Genomic DNA, 17,468 nt, shown 5'->3' on the forward strand with positions numbered 1-17,468 from the left:
CGGTTCCGCGCGGTCCCTGCTTGAATGGAAGCCCGAACGCCCTCACCTCAGGAGACCCCCGATGTCCGAAGTCCAGCACGCCGCTCACCCGTCATCGCACGCCGCGCCGCGCACGGCCGTCGCCCCGCTTCAGCTTCGCCAGGTCGCCGGCCGGATCGGCGCCGAAATTTCCGGCGTGCGGCTGTCGGCCACGCTCGACGATGCAACGTTCGACGCGATCCACGCCGCGCTGCTGCGCCACAAGGTGCTGTTCTTCCGCGGCCAGCGCCATCTCGACGACGCCGCGCAGGAAGCGTTCGCGCGCCGTTTCGGCGACACGGTCGCGCATCCAACCGTGCCGTCCGTCGACGGCAGCGCGCATCTGCTCGAACTCGATTCCGCGCACGGCGCGCGCGCCAACTCGTGGCACACCGACGTGACCTTCGTCGACGCTTATCCGAAGATCTCGATCCTGCGCGGCGTCGTGATTCCGCCGGTCGGTGGCGACACGGTGTGGGCCAACACGGCCGCCGCGTATGCGCATCTGCCCGACACGCTGCGTACGCTCGCCGATACGCTGTGGGCCGTCCATACCAACGCGTACGACTACGCGTCGACGCACGTGCATGCCGATGAAACGCAACTGAAGCGCTACCGCGAAGTCTTTACGTCGACCGTCTACGAGACCGAGCACCCGGTCGTGCGCGTGCATCCTGAAACGGGTGAACGCACGCTCGTGCTCGGCCACTTCGTGCAGCGGATCAAGGGCCTGTCGACGCAGGATTCCGCACATCTGCTGCAGGTCTTCCACGAGCACGTGACGCGCCTCGAGAACACCGTGCGCTGGAGCTGGCAGGAGGGCGACGTCGCGATCTGGGACAACCGCGCGACGCAGCATTACGCGATCAACGACTACGGCGATGCGCGCCGCGTCGTGCGCCGCGCGACCGTTCATGGCGACGTGCCGGTCGGCATCGACGGCCGGCAAAGCGTCGTGCTGAAAGGGCCCGGTGCCACGCTGCAGTAATGCATGTCGGGCACGAACGGCAACGCGTCGCCGTACGTGCCCGAGCGGCGGCCCACGCCACGTTACCGGAAACCAGACCATGCATCCTCGCCCGCCGAACCGGCTCGCCAGCCTGTCGCGATGTCGGCCGTTCGTTCCGTCCACTTCCGCCAGGAGCGTCGCATGAGCGCCCTACTCGAACCCGCCGGCCAGCCGGTCGACGTGATTCCGCTGTCCGCCCACATCGGCGCGGAGATTCGCGGCGTCGACCTGACCCAGCCGCTGACCACCCCGCAGATCGCCGCGATCCGCCACGCACTGCTGAAATGGCGCGTGGTTTTCTTCCGCGAACAATTCCTCACGCACGAGCAGCACGTCGCGTTTTCCGCGCAGTTCGGAGAGCCGACCGTCGGCCACCCGGTGTTCGGGCATGTCGAGGGATACCCCGCCGTCTATTCGATCGGGAAGCACCGCAAGGCGACGCGCTTCGAAGGCGAGCCGGTGCGGCGGCCGTGGACCGGCTGGCATACCGACGTCACCGCGGCCGTGAATCCGCCGTGGGCGTCGATCCTGCGCGGCGTGACGATCCCGCCGTACGGCGGTGACACGCAGTGGACCAATCTCGTGCGCGCGTACGAGACGCTGTCCGCGCCGCTGCGAGGCTTCGTCGACGGGCTGCGCGGCATTCACCGCTTCACGCCGCCGGCCGGCGCACGCGCGACGGGCGCCTTCGACGAAGCCATTGAGCGCCGCCCGCTCGTGACCGAGCACCCGCTCGTGCGCGTCCATCCGGAGACCGGCGAGCGTGCGCTGTACGTGAGCCCGAGTTTCCTGAAATCGATCGTCGGGCTGACGCCGCGCGAAAGCCAGGCGCTCCTCGAACTGCTGTGGGAACACGTGACGCGGCCCGAATTCACGATCCGCTTCAAGTGGGAAGCGCGCAGCATCGCGTTCTGGGACAACCGCGCAACCGCGCATCTCGCGCCCGTCGACATCTTCGATCTCGACTTCGATCGCCAGCTTTACCGCACCACACTGATCGGCGACGTGCCGGTCGGCCCGGACGGACGGCCATCGGTCGCGCTCGAAGGCTCGCCGGTGGAAACGGCGGCGGCGGTCGCGCTCAACTGACGCGCGACGCACACACGGACCGGCACGCCGGTCCGTTATCGCGAGCACATCGATACATCGACCCGCCGCGCCTCACTCCAGCCACACACCATCGAACCGATGCCCGCCGAGCGGCGAGAACGTCACGCCGTGCACGCGTTTCGAGATCGGCAGCGATACGATCGACGTCGCGATCGGCGTGAACGGCACCTGATCCTTGAACACGACCTGAGCCTGTTCGTAAAGCGCCGTGCGTTTCGCGACGTCCGCGTTCGAGCGCGCCGCGTCGACCAGCCGCTCGAAATCCGCGTTGCACCACTTCGCGAGGTTACTGCCGTGCACCGCATCGCAGCCGAGCAACGTGCCGAGCCAGTTGTCCGGGTCGCCGTTGTCGCCCGACCAGCCGTACAGGATCGCATCGTGCTGCCCGTCGTGTTTCGCGCGGCGGTTGTACTCGCCCCATTCGTAGCTGACGATCTTCGCGCGCACGCCGATCCTCGCCCAGTCCTGCTGGATCAGTTGCGCCATCAGCTGCGCGTTCGGGTTGTACGGGCGCTGCACCGGCATCGCCCACAATGTCAGGTCGAAACCGTTCGGGAATCCTGCATGCGCGAGCAGCGCCTTCGCGGCGGCGAGGTCGCGCGGCGCGTCCTTCAGACGCGGGTTGTACGACCATTGCGCCGGTGGCATCGGGTTCGTCGCGATCGTCGCGTCGCCGTTGAACACGGTCTTGATGATGGCCGCCTTGTCGATCGCGATGTCGAGTGCGCGCCGCACGTCGACGCGATCGAGCGGCGGATGCTGCGTGTTGTACGCAACGAAGCCGACGTTGAAGCCCGTCCCCGAAAACAACGTGAGCGCCGGGTCGCGCCGCACCGTCTCGAGATCGGCTGGCCGCGGGAACACCGACACCTGACACTCGCCGGCCGTGAGCTTCTGCAGGCGCACGGCGGGATCGGGAGTGATCGCGAACACGAGATGCGCGAGCTTCACGTCGTCCGGCTTCCAGTAGTCGGGGTTCGCGTCGTAACGGATCGTCGCGTCCTTCTGGTACGCGCGCAACTGGAACGGCCCGGTGCCGACCGGAAACTGGTTGATGTCGGCTTCGCGATGGCGCGCCGCCAACCGGGACGCATATTCGGCCGACAGGATCGACGCGAATGACATCGCCAGATTGCGCACGAACACGACGTCCGGCGACTTCAGCACGAAGCGCACCGTATCGTCGTCGATTTTCTCGATGCGCTCGATGTTGCGGTCGAATCCGAGATCGCTGAAGTACGGGAAACTGACCGGATAAGCCTTGCGGAACGGGTCGTCGGGGTCGAGCATCCGGCGAAACGTGAACACGACGTCGTCCGCCTGGAACGGCCGCGTCGGCTTGAACCATGCGGTCGTCTGGAACTTCACGCCGCGGCGCAGGTGGAACGTGTAGACGCGCTGGTCGGGCGACGCGTCCCAGCTCGTCGCGAGCGACGGTTCCAGATCGAGCGTGCCGCGCTTGAACTGCACGAGCCCGTTGTAGATCGTGTACGTGCTCGCGTCGAAATCGGTGCTGGTCGTGTGCTGGCCGGGATCGAATCCGGCCGGGCTGCCTTCGCTGCAATACACGAGCGTCTTGCCGGCCGGCGCCGCGAAAGCGTGCGTGTGCGCGCCGGCGAGCAGCAGCAACGCGGCCATGCCGCGCAGCGCTGCAATGGCAACGGATGCGCGCCGCGCACGATGCGCGGCGAACGGGATAAATGGACTGTTCATGATGGCGGTCGAGAAAGACTGTCATGCGAATGACGACCGCCGATCTTCGCGCGCCATCCGCCAATCGCTTACCAATTAATTGCGCGTTGCTTATCGCGGTGGATGCATCCCGCTGCCGCTGCATGGAAATATCCACGCGAGCGCCGGGGACATGCGGGCGACGCCGGCTGCCGCGCGCCGCTGCGGGCCGCGCGGCGACGCCACTCGCGGCACCGCCTTCCGGCCCTCTGCAGGTTCTCCGGAATTGGCGCATCGTATCGGCTTGGTCAACGCCGCAATGCGCGCGAGCAACCCGCGCGCACGTTGCGACGCGGCGTGCTTGTCGGCGCGCTGCACCTTCCTGGAGGATCCACGATGTCGATCAACCCCGATACGCCCTCTCGTCCCGTGAAGTCGCCGGGCCCCGATCATCCGATCACGATCGAGCCGCACCCGTTGCGCGTCGTGGTCAAGGTGGCCGGCAAGGTCGTCGCCGATACGCGCCGTGCGCTGGCGCTGCGCGAGGCCACCTATCCCGCCGTGCTGTACGTTCCGCGCGAGGACGCCGACATGGCGCTGCTGCAACGCACCGACCATGCGACGTACTGCCCGTACAAGGGCGATTGCGCGTATTACTCGATTCCCGCCGGCGGCGAACGCGCGACCAACGCAGTGTGGACGTACGAGCATCCGAACCCGGCCGTCGAACCGATTCGCGCGCATCTCGCGTTTTACCCGGATCGCGTCGACTCGATCGAGGAAAGCCCGCTCGGCGCCGATTGAGCGCGGCGGCGCGCTCGCGGCCCGTCGTTCACGTATCGTCCCGCCGCTGATTTGCATATGCGGATTCGTTGGTTGGCCGCCGATTCGCGCGGCCTTATCGTCGTGCATCCGGCGCGGGCCGGCCGGATGCGTGCATGCCTGCATCCAGCCTCGCCCGTGCCAAGCGCGCCGCAAGCGCAGCCCCGTGAACCCGCCAGCAGGACGCCTCGATGAACGACACACAGCACGCAGATCTTGAAACGCCCCCGGCAAATCCGCGCCGCCGCCAGTGGCTGCACGGCGCGGCCGCCGGACTGGCCGGGCTCGCGCTCGGCCCGCTCGCGGGCATGCCCGCACTGGCCCAGGGCAACGACAAGCGGCTGCGCATCGGTTTCCAGAAATACGGCAACTTCGTGGTCCTCAAGGCACGCGGCACGCTCGAGAAGCGGCTCGCGAGCCAGGGCGTGACCGTCCAGTGGCTCGAGTTCCCGGCCGGGCCGCAGTTGCTCGAAGGGCTGAACGCGGGCGCGATCGACGTCGGCACGGTCGGCGAGACGCCGCCGATCTTCGCGCAGGCCGCGGGCGTCGATTTCGTCTATCTCGGCAACGAGCCGCCGGCGCCTCACGGCGAGGCGATCGTCGTGCTGCCCGATTCACCGATCCGCACCGTCGCGCAGTTGCGCGGCAAGAAGGTCGCGTTCAACAAGGGTTCGAACGTCCACTATCTGCTCGTGAAGGCGCTCGAGCATGCCGGCCTCGCGTATGCCGACATCCAGCCGATCTATCTGACGCCCGCCGACGCGCGCGCCGCGTTCGTGCAGCGCAGCGTCGACGCGTGGGTGATCTGGGATCCGTATCTGGCGGCCGCCGAACGGCAGCTCGGCGCACGCGTGATCGCGAACGGCGACGGCCTCGTGCGCAACACGCAGTACTACCTCGCCGCGCGCAAGTATGCCGCCGCGCAGCCGCAGGTGCTGCGCACGCTGCTCGACGAAGTCGACGCGCTGGATCGGTGGGCACGCGACCATGTTCCGGAAGTCGCCGCGCAACTGTCGCCGCTCGTCGGCCTCGACGCGCCGACGCTCGAAGTCGCGCTCAAGCGCACCGGCTACGGCGTGCAGCCCGTCACCGATGCGACGCTCGCGTATCAGCAGAACATCGCCGACGCGTTCAGCGCATTGAAGCTGATTCCGGGCAAGGTGACGGTCGCCAACGCACGCTGACGCGCCGCCGCGTTACGGTGCATGCGCCGCGCCGATGCGCCGCCACTCGTCGTAATCGGTGACGAGGCCCGCGTCGTCCACCGCGATATCGGCCGCGTACGCGCCGCTCTCGTAGCGGTAAACACGCTCCGCCGTGCGCGCATAGCGTTGCTCGCCGCGCACGATCTCGAACGCCGGAAATCGCAGCCAGGCCGTGTGGATGACGGCCGACGCACCGACCGCCAACCGGAGACGCCGGATCGGCAGCGTATTGGTCGACGGACTGAAGCCGAGATCGATGTCGGTCGCGCCCGCGAGGGCCGGCGCGTCGACGCCGTCGATCGTCCAGCGGCCTGCGTTGCATTCGATCGAGAGTCGCCGGGGCGCCGCCGCGCCGAGCCAGTACGCGACGTGCACCGATCGCGTCAGCCAATCGGCGCCGCATGCGATCGCATAGTCGACGCGAAACGGCGTGCCGTCGATCGCGCCGGCGACCGCGCCCGACAGGTCGATGCCCGTGCGCGTCTCGACGAGCCGGCACCATTCGGCCGCGTGCCAGGCCTGCGTGATCTGCCATGCGACGCATCGCGTGCGCGCTGCTTCTTCCCATTGCGTCATGTCGTCTCTCGTCGGTTTCATCGGTCGTTGGTGCGCGCTTCCGGATCGATGCGCACCTTCGGTATCGCTGCCGCCGCCTCGGCTCCCGCCAACGATCGGCATCACGGGCGAGATTTCAACGAGCACCCGGCGCGCAGTCGCGCGCGGCGCGTCACCACGCCTGCCGATAGATCGCCAGCGCGTCGGCTTCCGTGACTTCGCGCGGATTGTTCACGAGCAGGCGCGTCTGCAGCATCGCGTCCGACGCCATCCTCGGCAAATCGCCCTCGCCGATGCCGACTTCGCGCAGCGTGCGCGGAATGCCCGTCGCGACGATCAGTCGGTCGATCTCACCGATCAGCGCCTGCGTCCTCGCTTCGTCGCTGCCCGTCGCGGACGGCGCGACGATGGCCGCGAGCTCGGCATACAGCGGCGCGGCAGCCGGCGCGTTGAAGCGCAGCACGTGCGGCAGCACGAGCGCATTCGACAGCCCGTGCGGCACATGGAAAATACCGCCGACCGGGTACGCCAGCGCATGCACGGCCGCGACCGGCGCGTTCGCGAATGCCTGGCCGGCGAACATCGCGCCGACCAGCATCGCCTCGCGTGCGTGGCGATCGCCACCGTAGTCGCAGGCCTTCAGCAGATTGCGCGACAGCAGCGTCAATGCCTGCACGGCCAGCATGTCGGATACCGGATTCTTGAGCCGCGACGACGTATAGGCTTCGATCGCATGCACCATCGCGTCGATGCCGGTCGCGGCCGTTGCCGCGCGCGGCAGTCCGAGCGTGAGCGCGGCGTCGAGGATCGCGACGTCCGCGAACAAATGCGGCGACACGACGCCCATCTTGCGCGCCTCGCCGACCGTGACGATCGACACGGCCGTCACTTCGGAGCCGGTGCCGGCCGTCGTCGGCATCTGCACGAGCGGCAGCCGCGACGTTGCAACCTTGTCGACGCCGTACATGTCGGCCAGTGCCTGCCCGCCCGGCGCGAGCACCGCGATCAGCTTCGCGACGTCCATCGACGAACCGCCGCCGAGTCCGAGCACGATTTCCGCATCGGCCGCCACGGCGCGCGCGGTCGCCTCGAGCACAACGTGCTCGGGCGGATCGGCGATCACGTCGTCGATCACGGTCACCTGCCAGCCGTGCGCGGCGAGGCTCTCCAGCGCGGGAGCGAGCACGCCGCTGCGATGCAGGAACGCGTCGGTGACGACGCACAGCCGCACGAGCGCCGGAAAGCGTTCGCGCAACAGCGCGCCGAGCCGGCTCGCGGCGCCGAATTCGACGATCTGCGTCGGAACGGTGCGGAATTGAAACGGGTTCATCGGGCGTCTCCGGGTGGTGTCGCCGTGCCGGTGTCCGGTTGCACCATGTAGGACGTCACGTCGCGACGATCGAGCAACGGAATGATCGCGCCGACGCCGATGCGCTGGAAATGCGGCGTTTCCCGATGCACGTCGAGGCCGTCGGCATCGCGGTAGCGCTCGAGGATCACGATATGGTCGGGATCGACCGGCGACCGGAAGTACGCGTAGTCGATGTTCTTCGGCTCGGTACGCGTGGCTGGCGCGAGTTCGGCCAGCAGTTCGATCACGCGATCGCCGTTGCCGGGTTTCGCGAAGAAATGCGCGATGACCTGCAGGTAAGGTTCGTTCATGCTGCGCTCCGTATTCGCCAGCGGCCCGTCATGACGGGCCGTCAATCACAATGCACGGGTTGCTCGTCGAAGATCGCGGTCGGTCGCCCGACACGGTAGCGATACCCCGACGTCGCATTGTATTGATTCGGCGCCGCGCGCGCAGCGCGTCGTCACGCACGCGGCGGCAACGCTCCGCGAACGGCACGCGCCAGCCCCGCCGAATGCCGGCGCGGCGCCCTGACCGGCCGGCTTTCCTCACGTCGCGGGCCCCGCTGCGCAGGCCGCTACCACGGCACGGTGCGCCCCAGGTAATCGAGGTATTCGAGCCCCGGGCGCCGTTGCTTGCCGATCAACACGTTCACGAGGCTCGGCACGCTTTCGTCGATCGTCAGCCTCGCATCCGGGCCGCCGAGTTCCGTGCGCACCCAGCCCGGCGCCATCAGGACCATCGCGCGCGGCGTGCCGGCCTGGCGCGCCGCGAAACTGCGCATGAACTGATTCAACGCGGCCTTGCTGCCGCGGTAGACCTCGCGCATTCCGGTCACGTTGTTCGCGACGCTCCCTTGCCCCGACGACATCGCGCCGATAAGGCCGTCCGCGACCACGAGATCCTGCAGCACCTCGATCACGCGCATCGGCGCCAGCGCATTCGTGATCATCACGCGCACGAATTCGTCGACCGCGACTTCGCCGATCGTTTCGTTCGGATCGTTCGTCGTGCCGGCGTTCACGAACAGCATGTCGAAGCGCCTGCCCGACAGGCGCGCGCGCAGCGCGGCCAGTTGTTCCGGCTCGCAGATGTCGAGCGTCTCGATCTCGAGCCGTCCGTCGAAGCGTTCGGCGAGCGCGTGCAATTGCGTGCGCCCCGATGCCGCGCGCACGGTGCCGGTCACGTGCCAGCCCTTGTTCAGGAATTGCTCCGCCATCGCGAGCCCGAGGCCGCGCGAGGCGGCAACGAGCAGGATCGATGGTGTATTCGGATTCGATATGGTCGCTTGCATTGGACTTCACCTTTGCCGGAGTTCGTCATCCGGCGACTATAGGCGCGCATCGTCACATGCACCAGACGCATCGAATGCAATCGATAGTTGCACCAAACGCGCTGTCATGTCGCGCGATGTCGTATGCTGTCCGGATGGAAGACATCGACCTGAACCTCGTCACCGCACTCGACGTGCTGCTGACCGAAGGGAGCGTGACCGGCGCCGCGCGCAGGCTCGGGCTGAGCACCTCCGCGATGAGCCGCACGCTCACGCGACTGCGTGCCGCAACGGGCGATCCGCTGCTCGTGCGCGCCGGACGCCGGCTCGTGCCGACACCGCACGCATCGGCGTTGCGCGATCGCGTGCATGCGATCGCGAGCGATGCGCGTGCCGTGCTTCGTCCGGCCGCGGCCGACATCGACATGGCCACGCTGTCGTCCACCTTCACCATCCGTGCGGCCGCGTCGTTCATGGACATGCTCGCCGGCCCGGTGGTCGCCGCGATCGGCGAAATCGCACCCGGCGTGCGCGTGCGTTTCGTCGCGAGGCTCGACCGCGATCCGGGGCCGCTGCGCGACGGCACGGTCGATCTGGAAATCGGCAAGCGCGGCGACGACGCGCCCGAGCTGCATACGCGCGAGCTCTTTCACGACGAACACGTCGCGGTGGCGCGCGCCGAGCATCCGCTGTTCGCGGCGGCCAGGATCACGCCCGCCCGCTACGCGGCCTGCCGTCACGTCATTGCATCGCAGCTCGGCGATTTCAGCGGGCCGGCGAACGATCCGGCACACACGCCTACGGCCGCCCATAACGTGCAGGTCGTGGTGCCCGGCTATCCCGATGCGATGCGCGTCGCGGCCGGCACCGACCTGATTGCGCTCGTCCCGCGCTCGAGCCTCGGCAACGCATTCACGCCGGGGCTCGCGGACGCGCTGGGGCTGCGCAGCTTCGCGATACCGGTCCGCATGCCCGAGATCCTGATCTCCGCGCTCTGGCATCCGCGGATGCAGCACGACCCCGCGCATCGCCGTCTGCGCGACGTCGTCATCGACGTGTGCAAGCGCGCGTATCCAGCGACCCGCGCACCGCGCGCACCGGCCGGCGGCACCAAAACGCACGCCGCAGGCAACACCCGGGGCGCCCATCAGCCGGCCCGGCGTTCATGATGGAGCGGATTCCCGCACCGCCCGGCCCGCGGACGGCCTGGCACGCGCCACGCCGCACGCGCTGACGAACCGGGCGCCGCCGCGTATTCGACGACACGGCTTCCGCACGGCGTTCCCCAATCCGGCCATTGCGTCGCGCCGGGGGGCGTCGGCGAGCCCTTCGGCTAAAATGCCGCACTTTCCATCCTGTCCGGCCCGCTCGCCATGCAACCCGCCTCCTCCGCCCGATCCGCCTCCCACGGCGCCGACGACGCAGAGTCGTCGCGCGACCTCGTCTATGGCCCCAATGACCGGCCTGCGCCGATGGTCGCCTTCGTCGCCGCGCTCCAGCACCTGTTGGCGATCATCGTGCCGATCGTCACGCCCGGCCTGCTGATCTGCCAAGCGCTCGGCGTATCGAGCCGCGATACGACCCTTATCGTGTCGATGTCGCTGGTGATTTCCGGTATCGCGACCTTCGTGCAGTGCAAGCGCTTCGGCCCGCTCGGCGCCGGCCTGCTGATCGTGCAGGGCACCAGTTTCAACTTCGTCGGCCCGCTGATCGCCGGCGGCAGCGTGATGGTCAAGCAGGGCACGCCGGTCGAGACCGTGATGGCCGCGATCTTCGGCGTCGTGATCGCCGGTTCGTTCGTCGAGATGGGCGTGTCGCGCATCCTGCCGTTCGTGAAGCGACTGATCACGCCGCTCGTCACCGGCATCGTCGTGTTGCTGATCGGCCTTACGCTGATCAAGGTCGGGCTCATCAGCATGGGCGGCGGCTACGGCGCGATGGCCAACGGCACGTTCGCGAGCGCCCAGAACCTGACGCTGTCGTGCCTCGTGCTCGGCACGATCATCCTGCTGAACCGCGTGCCCATCGTGTGGGTGCGCAGCACCGCGCTCGTGATCGCGCTCGTGATCGGCTATGCCGCGGCCGCCCTGCTCGGCCGCCTCGACTTCACGGGCGTACGTCAAGCCGCGCTGTTCCAGGTCCCGACGCCGCTGCACTTCGGCATCGGTTTCTCGTGGTCGCTGTTCGTACCGATGCTGATCATCTACCTCGTCACGTCGCTCGAGGCGATCGGCGACGTCACGGCCACCAGCAAGATCTCGAAGGAGCCGGTCGAGGGGCCGGTGTGGATGCGGCGGATCAAGGGCGGTGTGCTCGTCAACGGCGCGAACTCGCTGCTGGCCGGCGTGTTCAACACGTTCCCGAGCTCGGTGTTCGCGCAGAACAACGGCGTGATCCAGATCACCGGCGTCGCGAGCCGCCACGTCGGCATCTGGATCGCGGGCATGCTCGTGGTGCTCGGGCTGTTCCCGGTCGTCGCGGGCGCGCTGCAGGCCGTGCCGGAGCCCGTGCTCGGCGGTGCGGCGATGGTGATGTTCGGCGCGGTGGCCGCATCCGGCATCAACATCCTGTCGGGCATCCACCTCGATCGCCGGGCGCTGCTGATCATCGCGGTGTCGCTCGCGCTCGGCCTCGGCGTGTCGCAAGTGCCGGACATCCTGAACAGCCTGCCGCATGCGCTGAAGAACGTGCTGGAATCGGGCGTCGCGACGGGCGGCATCTGTGCGCTCGTGATGAACTGGTTCCTGCCGGAACGGAAGTAACGCTTCGGTCTCCATGACGACGCGGCCCGACGGCGGGCCGCGTCGCACTCCACGGCCGCTGGTTGGCCGGGCGCCCGACTGTCGCTAGAATCGGGTCATGCCTCAAGCCCCCGTCTCCACGAATACGCCGGAAGCCAGCGCGGTCCCCTTCAAGGAACGCGCGACCATCGTCTGCTACCGCGAAGAACAGGTCTTGCTCGTTGCGCGCGTATCGTCGCGCTGGGCGTTGCCCGGCGGCACGATCAAGCGCAGCGAAACGCCGCTCGAGGCTGCCCATCGGGAATTGCTGGAGGAAACCGGCATTGTCGGCCAGAACCTCGTCTATTCGATGCAGTTCACCGGGCTCGCGAAGGTGCACCACGTGTTCTTCGCAGAAGTCGGCGCGGAGCAGACGCCCCAAGCGAGCAACGAGATTGAAAGGTGCAAGTGGTTTCGGATCGACAACGTCGATGCGCTGCGGGCGAGCATCCCGACGAAGCGCATCGTCGAACTCGTCTATCGGCACGAAATCCTCAAATAGGTAGACACCCCACCCCCAACCGCTCGCGCGAGCCGATATGATGCGCGCACGGTCCGTCGTCGCGTTCCCTTTCGAGCGAGCTGCAGATGAACAGTGCGTACACCTACCGCGGATACACGATCGATGTCCGCTGTGAATTCCGGCTGGACCCGCCGCGCGAGCACGCGCCGCCGCCCGGCGCGCTGCGGTTCGGGTTCGTCGCGATCGTGCAGGTTCGCGCGGCCGGCGTCGCGCCGCGCCTGCTGGCGCCAGTACGGCTGGGCGACGAGGGCGGCCGCCTGTTCGACGACACACGCGAGGCGTTGCGCGCGGGTCGCGCGGCCGGCGAAATCATCGTCGACGACCTGTTGGTCGATTCCGGCTCGGTCGACGGGCGGGCGCACTCCTGAACCGGCGTATGGTCTGGGACGTTCTGCGCGGATCGACGGTGCGACGATGCTCAGTTCGGGCGCTTTCGGCGTAGTTCGTGCGTGGAATAGACGACGAGGAAGATCCCCAGCATCGCGACGCCGGATGCGAGAAAGTCGTTTGCGGTTCCCGCGCTGTTCAGCGATTTCGGGAAAATACCGAGACTCAGTCCCGCGGCAGCCAGGAGCACGCCCGCCGCCACACCCCATACCGGTCCGGTGGTCTTTTCGATTGTGTTTTTCATACAGCATCCGTCTACAGTCGTTGCCTGAACGGCGGCGGCGCATCGCGCACGCGGCTATCGCTCTTGCTTCGACTATAGCCGCGAAATAATCGGGGCGGATTCAGTGCTTTCACCGATCAAGTTTTCGCCGATTGCGAAATGGACCCTGGACCAGCGACTGGCCACGTGCTTCGCAGATCCGGAAACCGACTCGTTCTCCGTGTTCCGGAATGCGCGCCATTGGGTCGCGAATAGCGAGCGGTCGAGAAGCCTGGCGCCTTACGGTCGGGCGCGGAGAGGCAAAGAAAAGTAATTGTGACGGTACGAGGCCTGCGTATGCGGGCTTTGTCACAATCTCTGCACGACGGGCCTGGCGCTGGAGAAGGCCGCCAGCTCCCCCAAACATCGCTCACGTAGCCCAGGTCACTCGCCGTCGATCAAAGATGGCTCCTGACAGACGGCCACCCATATCGGGCCCGCTGCAAGCAGACCCGCACCGTTCGCGCGATGCGGGTCTCCATGCACACTTAGAAATCGTGGCGCAACCCGATACGTGCCGCAGTTTGCGTACGACCTGACGACGGCGTGAAACTGTAGCCGATCACCGCATCGACACCCTCGGACGCGCGAACCCAATCCACACCGGCGTAAATATCCGTTGCCTTCGAAAGCAGGTAGTGTGCCCCAGTGGCTACCTGATGCCAGTGATGGCCTTCGAATGTCGTGTACTGGTAACCTGCGATGAGAGAAAGCGGCGCACTGACCTGATAAATACCGCCGCCTTCATAGACCAGCATCGAAGACGAGTTGCCGTAGCCTTTAAAGACGGTGTCACTGAAGTCGCCCTTGACCGTGAGACTACCGAACGCATATTGAGCGCCAATCCCGAAACTTGACTGTGAGTCGACCTTGAACGGCGTGCTCGAGTACTGGCTCTTTACCGCACCGGTCGCCGGATCGACCGTCGCGACCGGCTGCCCGAGCATTGTCTTGACGCCGATTTGTGCGTAAGGATCAAGGCCGGCAAGACCTCGCGGCGAGTTCAGGCGCGTGTAGTTGCCTCCTGCCGAAAAATCGCCGGCCGTATACGTCGCGCCCACGCTCCATGCACTGCCGTCACGGAAGTTGCCCGCCGTGTTGCTGAAGGAATACATCCCTCCGACAACGAATCCGTGAAAGTCGTTGCTCACGAATTTGACTGCGTTGTTCATATTGTCGCCACCCTGGCGATCGAAGTCGCCCTGATGCACGCCATAACCATTGGCAAACGCGCTGACGTTGTAATTCGACGTGAAGTCAAATGCGAAATCCCGTTGGTTTCCGAGCGTCAACGTACCAATGTCATTGGCCAGCCCGACATATGCAGCGCGCCCGAACAGCGCACCGCCCTGGCGAAGCTTGCCCGAGCCAAGCCCGAAACCGTTTTCGAGCCTGAACACGGCCTTGTTGCCTCCTCCGAGGTCCTCAGTGCCCTTGAACCCCAGACGATTGGCGTACGACACGCCATCGTCGAACAAATACGCATGTGCGCCCCCGGTGTTACTGACGTACGTCAGCCCGGCATCCAGGATGCCGTAGATCGTTACCGAACTTTGCGCGAACACGGGCACACTTGCCAGCGCGCACATGGCGCCGGCGATTGCATTCCTCTTCATCGTCATCCTCACCTTTTCGATCATCTGCTCAGGAGCAGCTTCTCCAAACCCGTTACAGTCGTTTGAAACTCGTATATTGATAAGTAGTATTGATTGATACACACGAATCTACATTAGTCTCCCCCACTTCCGAAGCGGATGCTCACGTCGTCATGTTCAGAGCAGCGCTCCGCCTGCCGCCAATATCCGGCACGCTATGCGTCGTTCGAAATTTTCAGATGCGCGAGGGATCCATATAGTTCGACAAGCCGGGAATACTCCGCGGCATCGTAGAAATTGCATTTTCCGCGGCCAAACTCCTTGGCCACTTCGACGATGAACTTGACGGTCAGAGCGATGTCGGTTTCGTGACTCGCCCCTGTCCCGCATCCCGGGACCATACTTTCCGTCGTGATCGCGACGCCGACGACCGGCGCACTCGTGGCGACCGAGGGCTGCAGAATGCTGTTGAGGTGATATACCCCATTGCCATACGGCGTGATGTCCTGCGTCGTGACTGGAAACGTCACGGCCGGTCTCCCGCTCGTGATTTCCATAATCCGGAGCAAGTCTTCCGATACGCGCAGGATGTATCCGTCCTTCACCGTGGGCGAAATCGCGTAGCCTTTGTGATTGATGATGCGATTTCCCTTCGTCGTGTCGACCGACAGCACTGCGTCCATCTCCGACCACACCTCATGGGCATTGAACACTTCCGGAGGAACCGGCGAATCCATGAAATCCACAGGTTCGCGAGGCAGCGTCGGCGCATTCGGGCAAATGTGCGTGGTAACGAACACGTCGCCATCGAGCTCGTCTTCATGCCCGCGCATCTTGGCGAGCTTGAGTGCCGATGCAACCGCGGCGATCGCCCCGTCGGCGTCGGAGACCAGCCCGATGCGCGACGGCCGCGCACCAATGCCGCCCAATCTCCCGACGATGCCCAGACTTGGCGCAGTTCCGCCTTTACGTTTTCCGCGTTTTCCCGGGATGGTGATCTTGACGAAGTCCGTTGATCCTTTGTCGCCAGTGAATTTCGAGGCCTCCACGACGACGCCATGACGGCAATACTGCGCGAACAGATCGGTAACCGTTTGGCCCGACGCGTGACCGCTGTCCAATGCTTCAAAGACTTCCAGGGTTTGGGTGAGACTCATCGAACTTCTTCCATTCAGGTTTCTTTCAAGGATTTTTCTTCAAAGGCTCAGCCTGCACGGCTCGCGATCAGCGATTCGCCAAAGCTGTAGAGCGCGTCGCCCGCGATCATTCCCGCCGCGAAGACTTCCATCCGTTTCTGCGTCTCCACGCTGGCTTTCCGCTCGATGACGATTCGTACCGCAAGGCCGACCAGTACGGCCCAGCCGGCCGCCGGGTAGGCGATCAGCAAGCCTGTCGCAAACAGCACACCCAACTGCCGTTTCGGGCCGCCCAACAGTTGAAGGGCTGCGCCAGAGAGCGACCACAGAATCAGCGCGTGCATGACCGTGGGTGCAATTCCCGCCTTGATCGTGGCGACATAGACCTTCGCAACGGGCGGCACCTGACCATGCGCAAAGAAAATGAAATGGGCGACGTAGGCCACAGGAATTGCAATCACGAACGCGATCATGGCGGCCAGCAGCTGCTGACGCCGCCCTGCAAGTTCGAAAGCGGGGTCTTTTCCTTCACCACGCAGCACGAATCCGGCTTTCAGGTCGAAGCCCATATCTGCGAATGCGGGACCCGTCGCCGCCGAAAAGCCGCAGAGCACGACGAGCGCGACAGGAGGAAATCCGATCAGCATGCCCACGAGCAGCGTAATCAGTGCGACGGCAAAGGCCGGAAACCAGCCCGAGTGCATCGCCGCGATACCCACGATCAACTCGTGTACGAAGGCTGCAAAAGCAGCATAGGCGATGAATGCAACCAGCATTCCGGGCGACATGCCTGCATAGAGGCCACTTCCCAACGAGATGAGCGCGGCGAGACCAACGTAAGCGATTCCCCCGAATTCAATGGCGCTGCGAAAGCTTGGGACGGAAACAGCGGAAACGCGACCACCGGCTTCGCGCGTGGACGACTGCGGCTTCTTGTCTCGGATCACCAGCCAGAACACCTGAAGCAAGGCGACGAGACCCGCTCCGATCATGATGCCGTGCGGGATGTATGCCTTGCCGATCTCCAGTCCAAAGAGTGTCTGCGAGTATCCACCGACCAGAAAGCCGACTCCCAGCATGGCGAGCGCCCAGATGTTTCCGATGAATGCCGTGCCGAAAACCGACATAGGAATTCCCAGCCACGAGCCGAGCAGCCCGACTCCCAGCCCGGCACCCAACCAGCGCGCCTGCTTGCTGTCCGGATCGCCAGCCTTGATCGCCTCGGCCGCTGCGACGCCAAGAGGCCATGCACCGGCCTCCGGGAAGATCTTGGTGCCGAACATTCGGTAAAGCATGTATCCGTCCAGCAGCATGGCGAGTGCGACACCAAAGAACATCGGGACGATGAGATCAGTCCTTCCCATTACGAACGGAATGGCAATCGGCAGCAACAGGCTGTTTGCAGCACCAAAGGTGGCCGAGGAAATGGCGCTCTGCGCCAGGTTCTGGACGTGCAGCGACTTGTAACTCGAGAACATCTGCAACGGGATGCGAGCGCAAATCATCGCGACAAGCGCGCCGATGATCGACGTGACCGGCGTGACACCCACCTTCACCAGCAACTCCATGCCGATCACGGCACCAAATACACTTAAAACTACAATCAGGACGAGCGTTGCAGGCGACAACGCCGATGGATGCCGCATCTGATTTTCACCGTCATCCGGTGCGGTATCGATTGTGGTTGTTTCCATGATGACTTTCCAAAGTTGAAGGACAAATTCGACAGGAACACCGTCTTGCGTGGAGACGGCATCCAGAATGTATTTGG

Annotated in this window: 17 protein-coding genes; 8 read left to right on the plus strand and 9 right to left on the minus strand. The window is 65.5% G+C overall.

Annotation, left to right across the window (positions count from 1 at the left end; genetic code table 11):
• Positions 1-61 precede the first annotated feature (61 nt).
• The gene (locus HW466_RS04320; protein ID WP_059507184.1) at positions 62-1,006 is read left to right on the plus strand and encodes a TauD/TfdA dioxygenase family protein; all 945 of its coding nucleotides are present in this window, start codon (positions 62-64) and stop codon (positions 1,004-1,006) included.
• Positions 1,007-1,168: 162 nt separating this feature from the next.
• Positions 1,169-2,116, plus strand: coding sequence for a TauD/TfdA dioxygenase family protein (locus tag HW466_RS04325; RefSeq protein WP_059847333.1), 948 nt, complete (start codon positions 1,169-1,171; stop codon positions 2,114-2,116).
• Between the two features lie 72 nt (positions 2,117-2,188).
• Here the strand turns inward: HW466_RS04325 and HW466_RS04330 are convergent, their stop codons facing one another.
• Complete coding sequence (locus tag HW466_RS04330; RefSeq protein ID WP_151005938.1) at positions 2,189-3,850, minus strand: ABC transporter substrate-binding protein; 1,662 nt, start codon at positions 3,848-3,850, stop codon at positions 2,189-2,191.
• A gap of 354 nt (positions 3,851-4,204) precedes the next feature.
• Here HW466_RS04330 and HW466_RS04335 point away from each other — a divergent pair, with 354 nt between their 5' ends.
• The gene (locus tag HW466_RS04335) at positions 4,205-4,612 is read left to right on the plus strand and encodes a DUF427 domain-containing protein (protein WP_059507181.1); all 408 of its coding nucleotides are present in this window, start codon (positions 4,205-4,207) and stop codon (positions 4,610-4,612) included.
• Positions 4,613-4,821: 209 nt separating this feature from the next.
• Positions 4,822-5,814, plus strand: a complete 993-nt coding sequence (locus HW466_RS04340) for a sulfonate ABC transporter substrate-binding protein (RefSeq protein ID WP_059507180.1) — start codon at positions 4,822-4,824, stop codon at positions 5,812-5,814.
• A 12-nt stretch (positions 5,815-5,826) separates the two neighbouring features.
• On the opposite strand, the gene HW466_RS04345 is transcribed toward HW466_RS04340, so the two are convergent.
• The 4 genes from HW466_RS04345 to HW466_RS04360 form a co-directional block, all read right to left on the minus strand.
• Positions 5,827-6,411 (minus strand): putative glycolipid-binding domain-containing protein, encoded by a 585-nt coding sequence (locus tag HW466_RS04345; RefSeq protein WP_151006345.1) that lies wholly within the window; start codon positions 6,409-6,411, stop codon positions 5,827-5,829.
• Between the two features lie 151 nt (positions 6,412-6,562).
• The gene (locus tag HW466_RS04350; RefSeq protein WP_151006346.1) at positions 6,563-7,720 is read right to left on the minus strand and encodes an iron-containing alcohol dehydrogenase; all 1,158 of its coding nucleotides are present in this window, start codon (positions 7,718-7,720) and stop codon (positions 6,563-6,565) included.
• Entirely contained in the window at positions 7,717-8,052 is a 336-nt protein-coding gene (locus tag HW466_RS04355; protein ID WP_060105186.1) for a putative quinol monooxygenase, read from the minus strand. Before HW466_RS04355 ends, HW466_RS04350 begins: the two co-directional genes overlap by 4 nt.
• A gap of 266 nt (positions 8,053-8,318) precedes the next feature.
• Positions 8,319-9,035, minus strand: a complete 717-nt coding sequence (locus HW466_RS04360; RefSeq protein WP_151006341.1) for an SDR family oxidoreductase — start codon at positions 9,033-9,035, stop codon at positions 8,319-8,321.
• A gap of 134 nt (positions 9,036-9,169) precedes the next feature.
• Between HW466_RS04360 and HW466_RS04365 the strand changes: the two genes are divergently transcribed.
• The 4 genes from HW466_RS04365 to HW466_RS04380 all read left to right on the plus strand — a co-directional run bounded on the left by HW466_RS04365 (position 9,170) and on the right by HW466_RS04380 (position 12,685).
• Positions 9,170-10,183 carry a LysR family transcriptional regulator gene (locus HW466_RS04365; protein ID WP_174905642.1) on the plus strand — a complete coding sequence of 338 codons (1,014 nt, stop codon included), beginning with the start codon at positions 9,170-9,172 and terminating at the stop codon, positions 10,181-10,183.
• 204 nt (positions 10,184-10,387) lie between these two features.
• Positions 10,388-11,776, plus strand: a complete 1,389-nt coding sequence (locus HW466_RS04370; RefSeq protein WP_151006339.1) for a nucleobase:cation symporter-2 family protein — start codon at positions 10,388-10,390, stop codon at positions 11,774-11,776.
• A 97-nt stretch (positions 11,777-11,873) separates the two neighbouring features.
• The gene (locus tag HW466_RS04375; protein WP_059944044.1) at positions 11,874-12,296 is read left to right on the plus strand and encodes an NUDIX hydrolase; all 423 of its coding nucleotides are present in this window, start codon (positions 11,874-11,876) and stop codon (positions 12,294-12,296) included.
• 86 nt (positions 12,297-12,382) lie between these two features.
• Positions 12,383-12,685 carry a hydrogenase maturation factor gene (locus HW466_RS04380; RefSeq protein ID WP_174905639.1) on the plus strand — a complete coding sequence of 101 codons (303 nt, stop codon included), beginning with the start codon at positions 12,383-12,385 and terminating at the stop codon, positions 12,683-12,685.
• A 50-nt stretch (positions 12,686-12,735) separates the two neighbouring features.
• Here HW466_RS04380 and HW466_RS04385 read toward each other — a convergent pair whose 3' ends face one another.
• From HW466_RS04385 to HW466_RS04400, 4 genes are all read right to left on the minus strand, one after another.
• Positions 12,736-12,948, minus strand: a complete 213-nt coding sequence (locus HW466_RS04385; RefSeq protein WP_151002924.1) for a hypothetical protein — start codon at positions 12,946-12,948, stop codon at positions 12,736-12,738.
• A 506-nt stretch (positions 12,949-13,454) separates the two neighbouring features.
• Complete coding sequence (locus tag HW466_RS04390) at positions 13,455-14,582, minus strand: porin (RefSeq protein WP_239006118.1); 1,128 nt, start codon at positions 14,580-14,582, stop codon at positions 13,455-13,457.
• Between the two features lie 194 nt (positions 14,583-14,776).
• The gene (locus HW466_RS04395) at positions 14,777-15,718 is read right to left on the minus strand and encodes a DUF1177 domain-containing protein (RefSeq protein ID WP_151002926.1); all 942 of its coding nucleotides are present in this window, start codon (positions 15,716-15,718) and stop codon (positions 14,777-14,779) included.
• Positions 15,719-15,765: 47 nt separating this feature from the next.
• Positions 15,766-17,391, minus strand: a complete 1,626-nt coding sequence (locus tag HW466_RS04400) for an OPT/YSL family transporter (protein ID WP_203385195.1) — start codon at positions 17,389-17,391, stop codon at positions 15,766-15,768.
• Positions 17,392-17,468 lie beyond the last annotated feature (77 nt).

The sequence above is a fragment of the Burkholderia territorii genome (assembly GCF_902833055.1).
GTDB lineage: Bacteria > Pseudomonadota > Gammaproteobacteria > Burkholderiales > Burkholderiaceae > Burkholderia > Burkholderia territorii.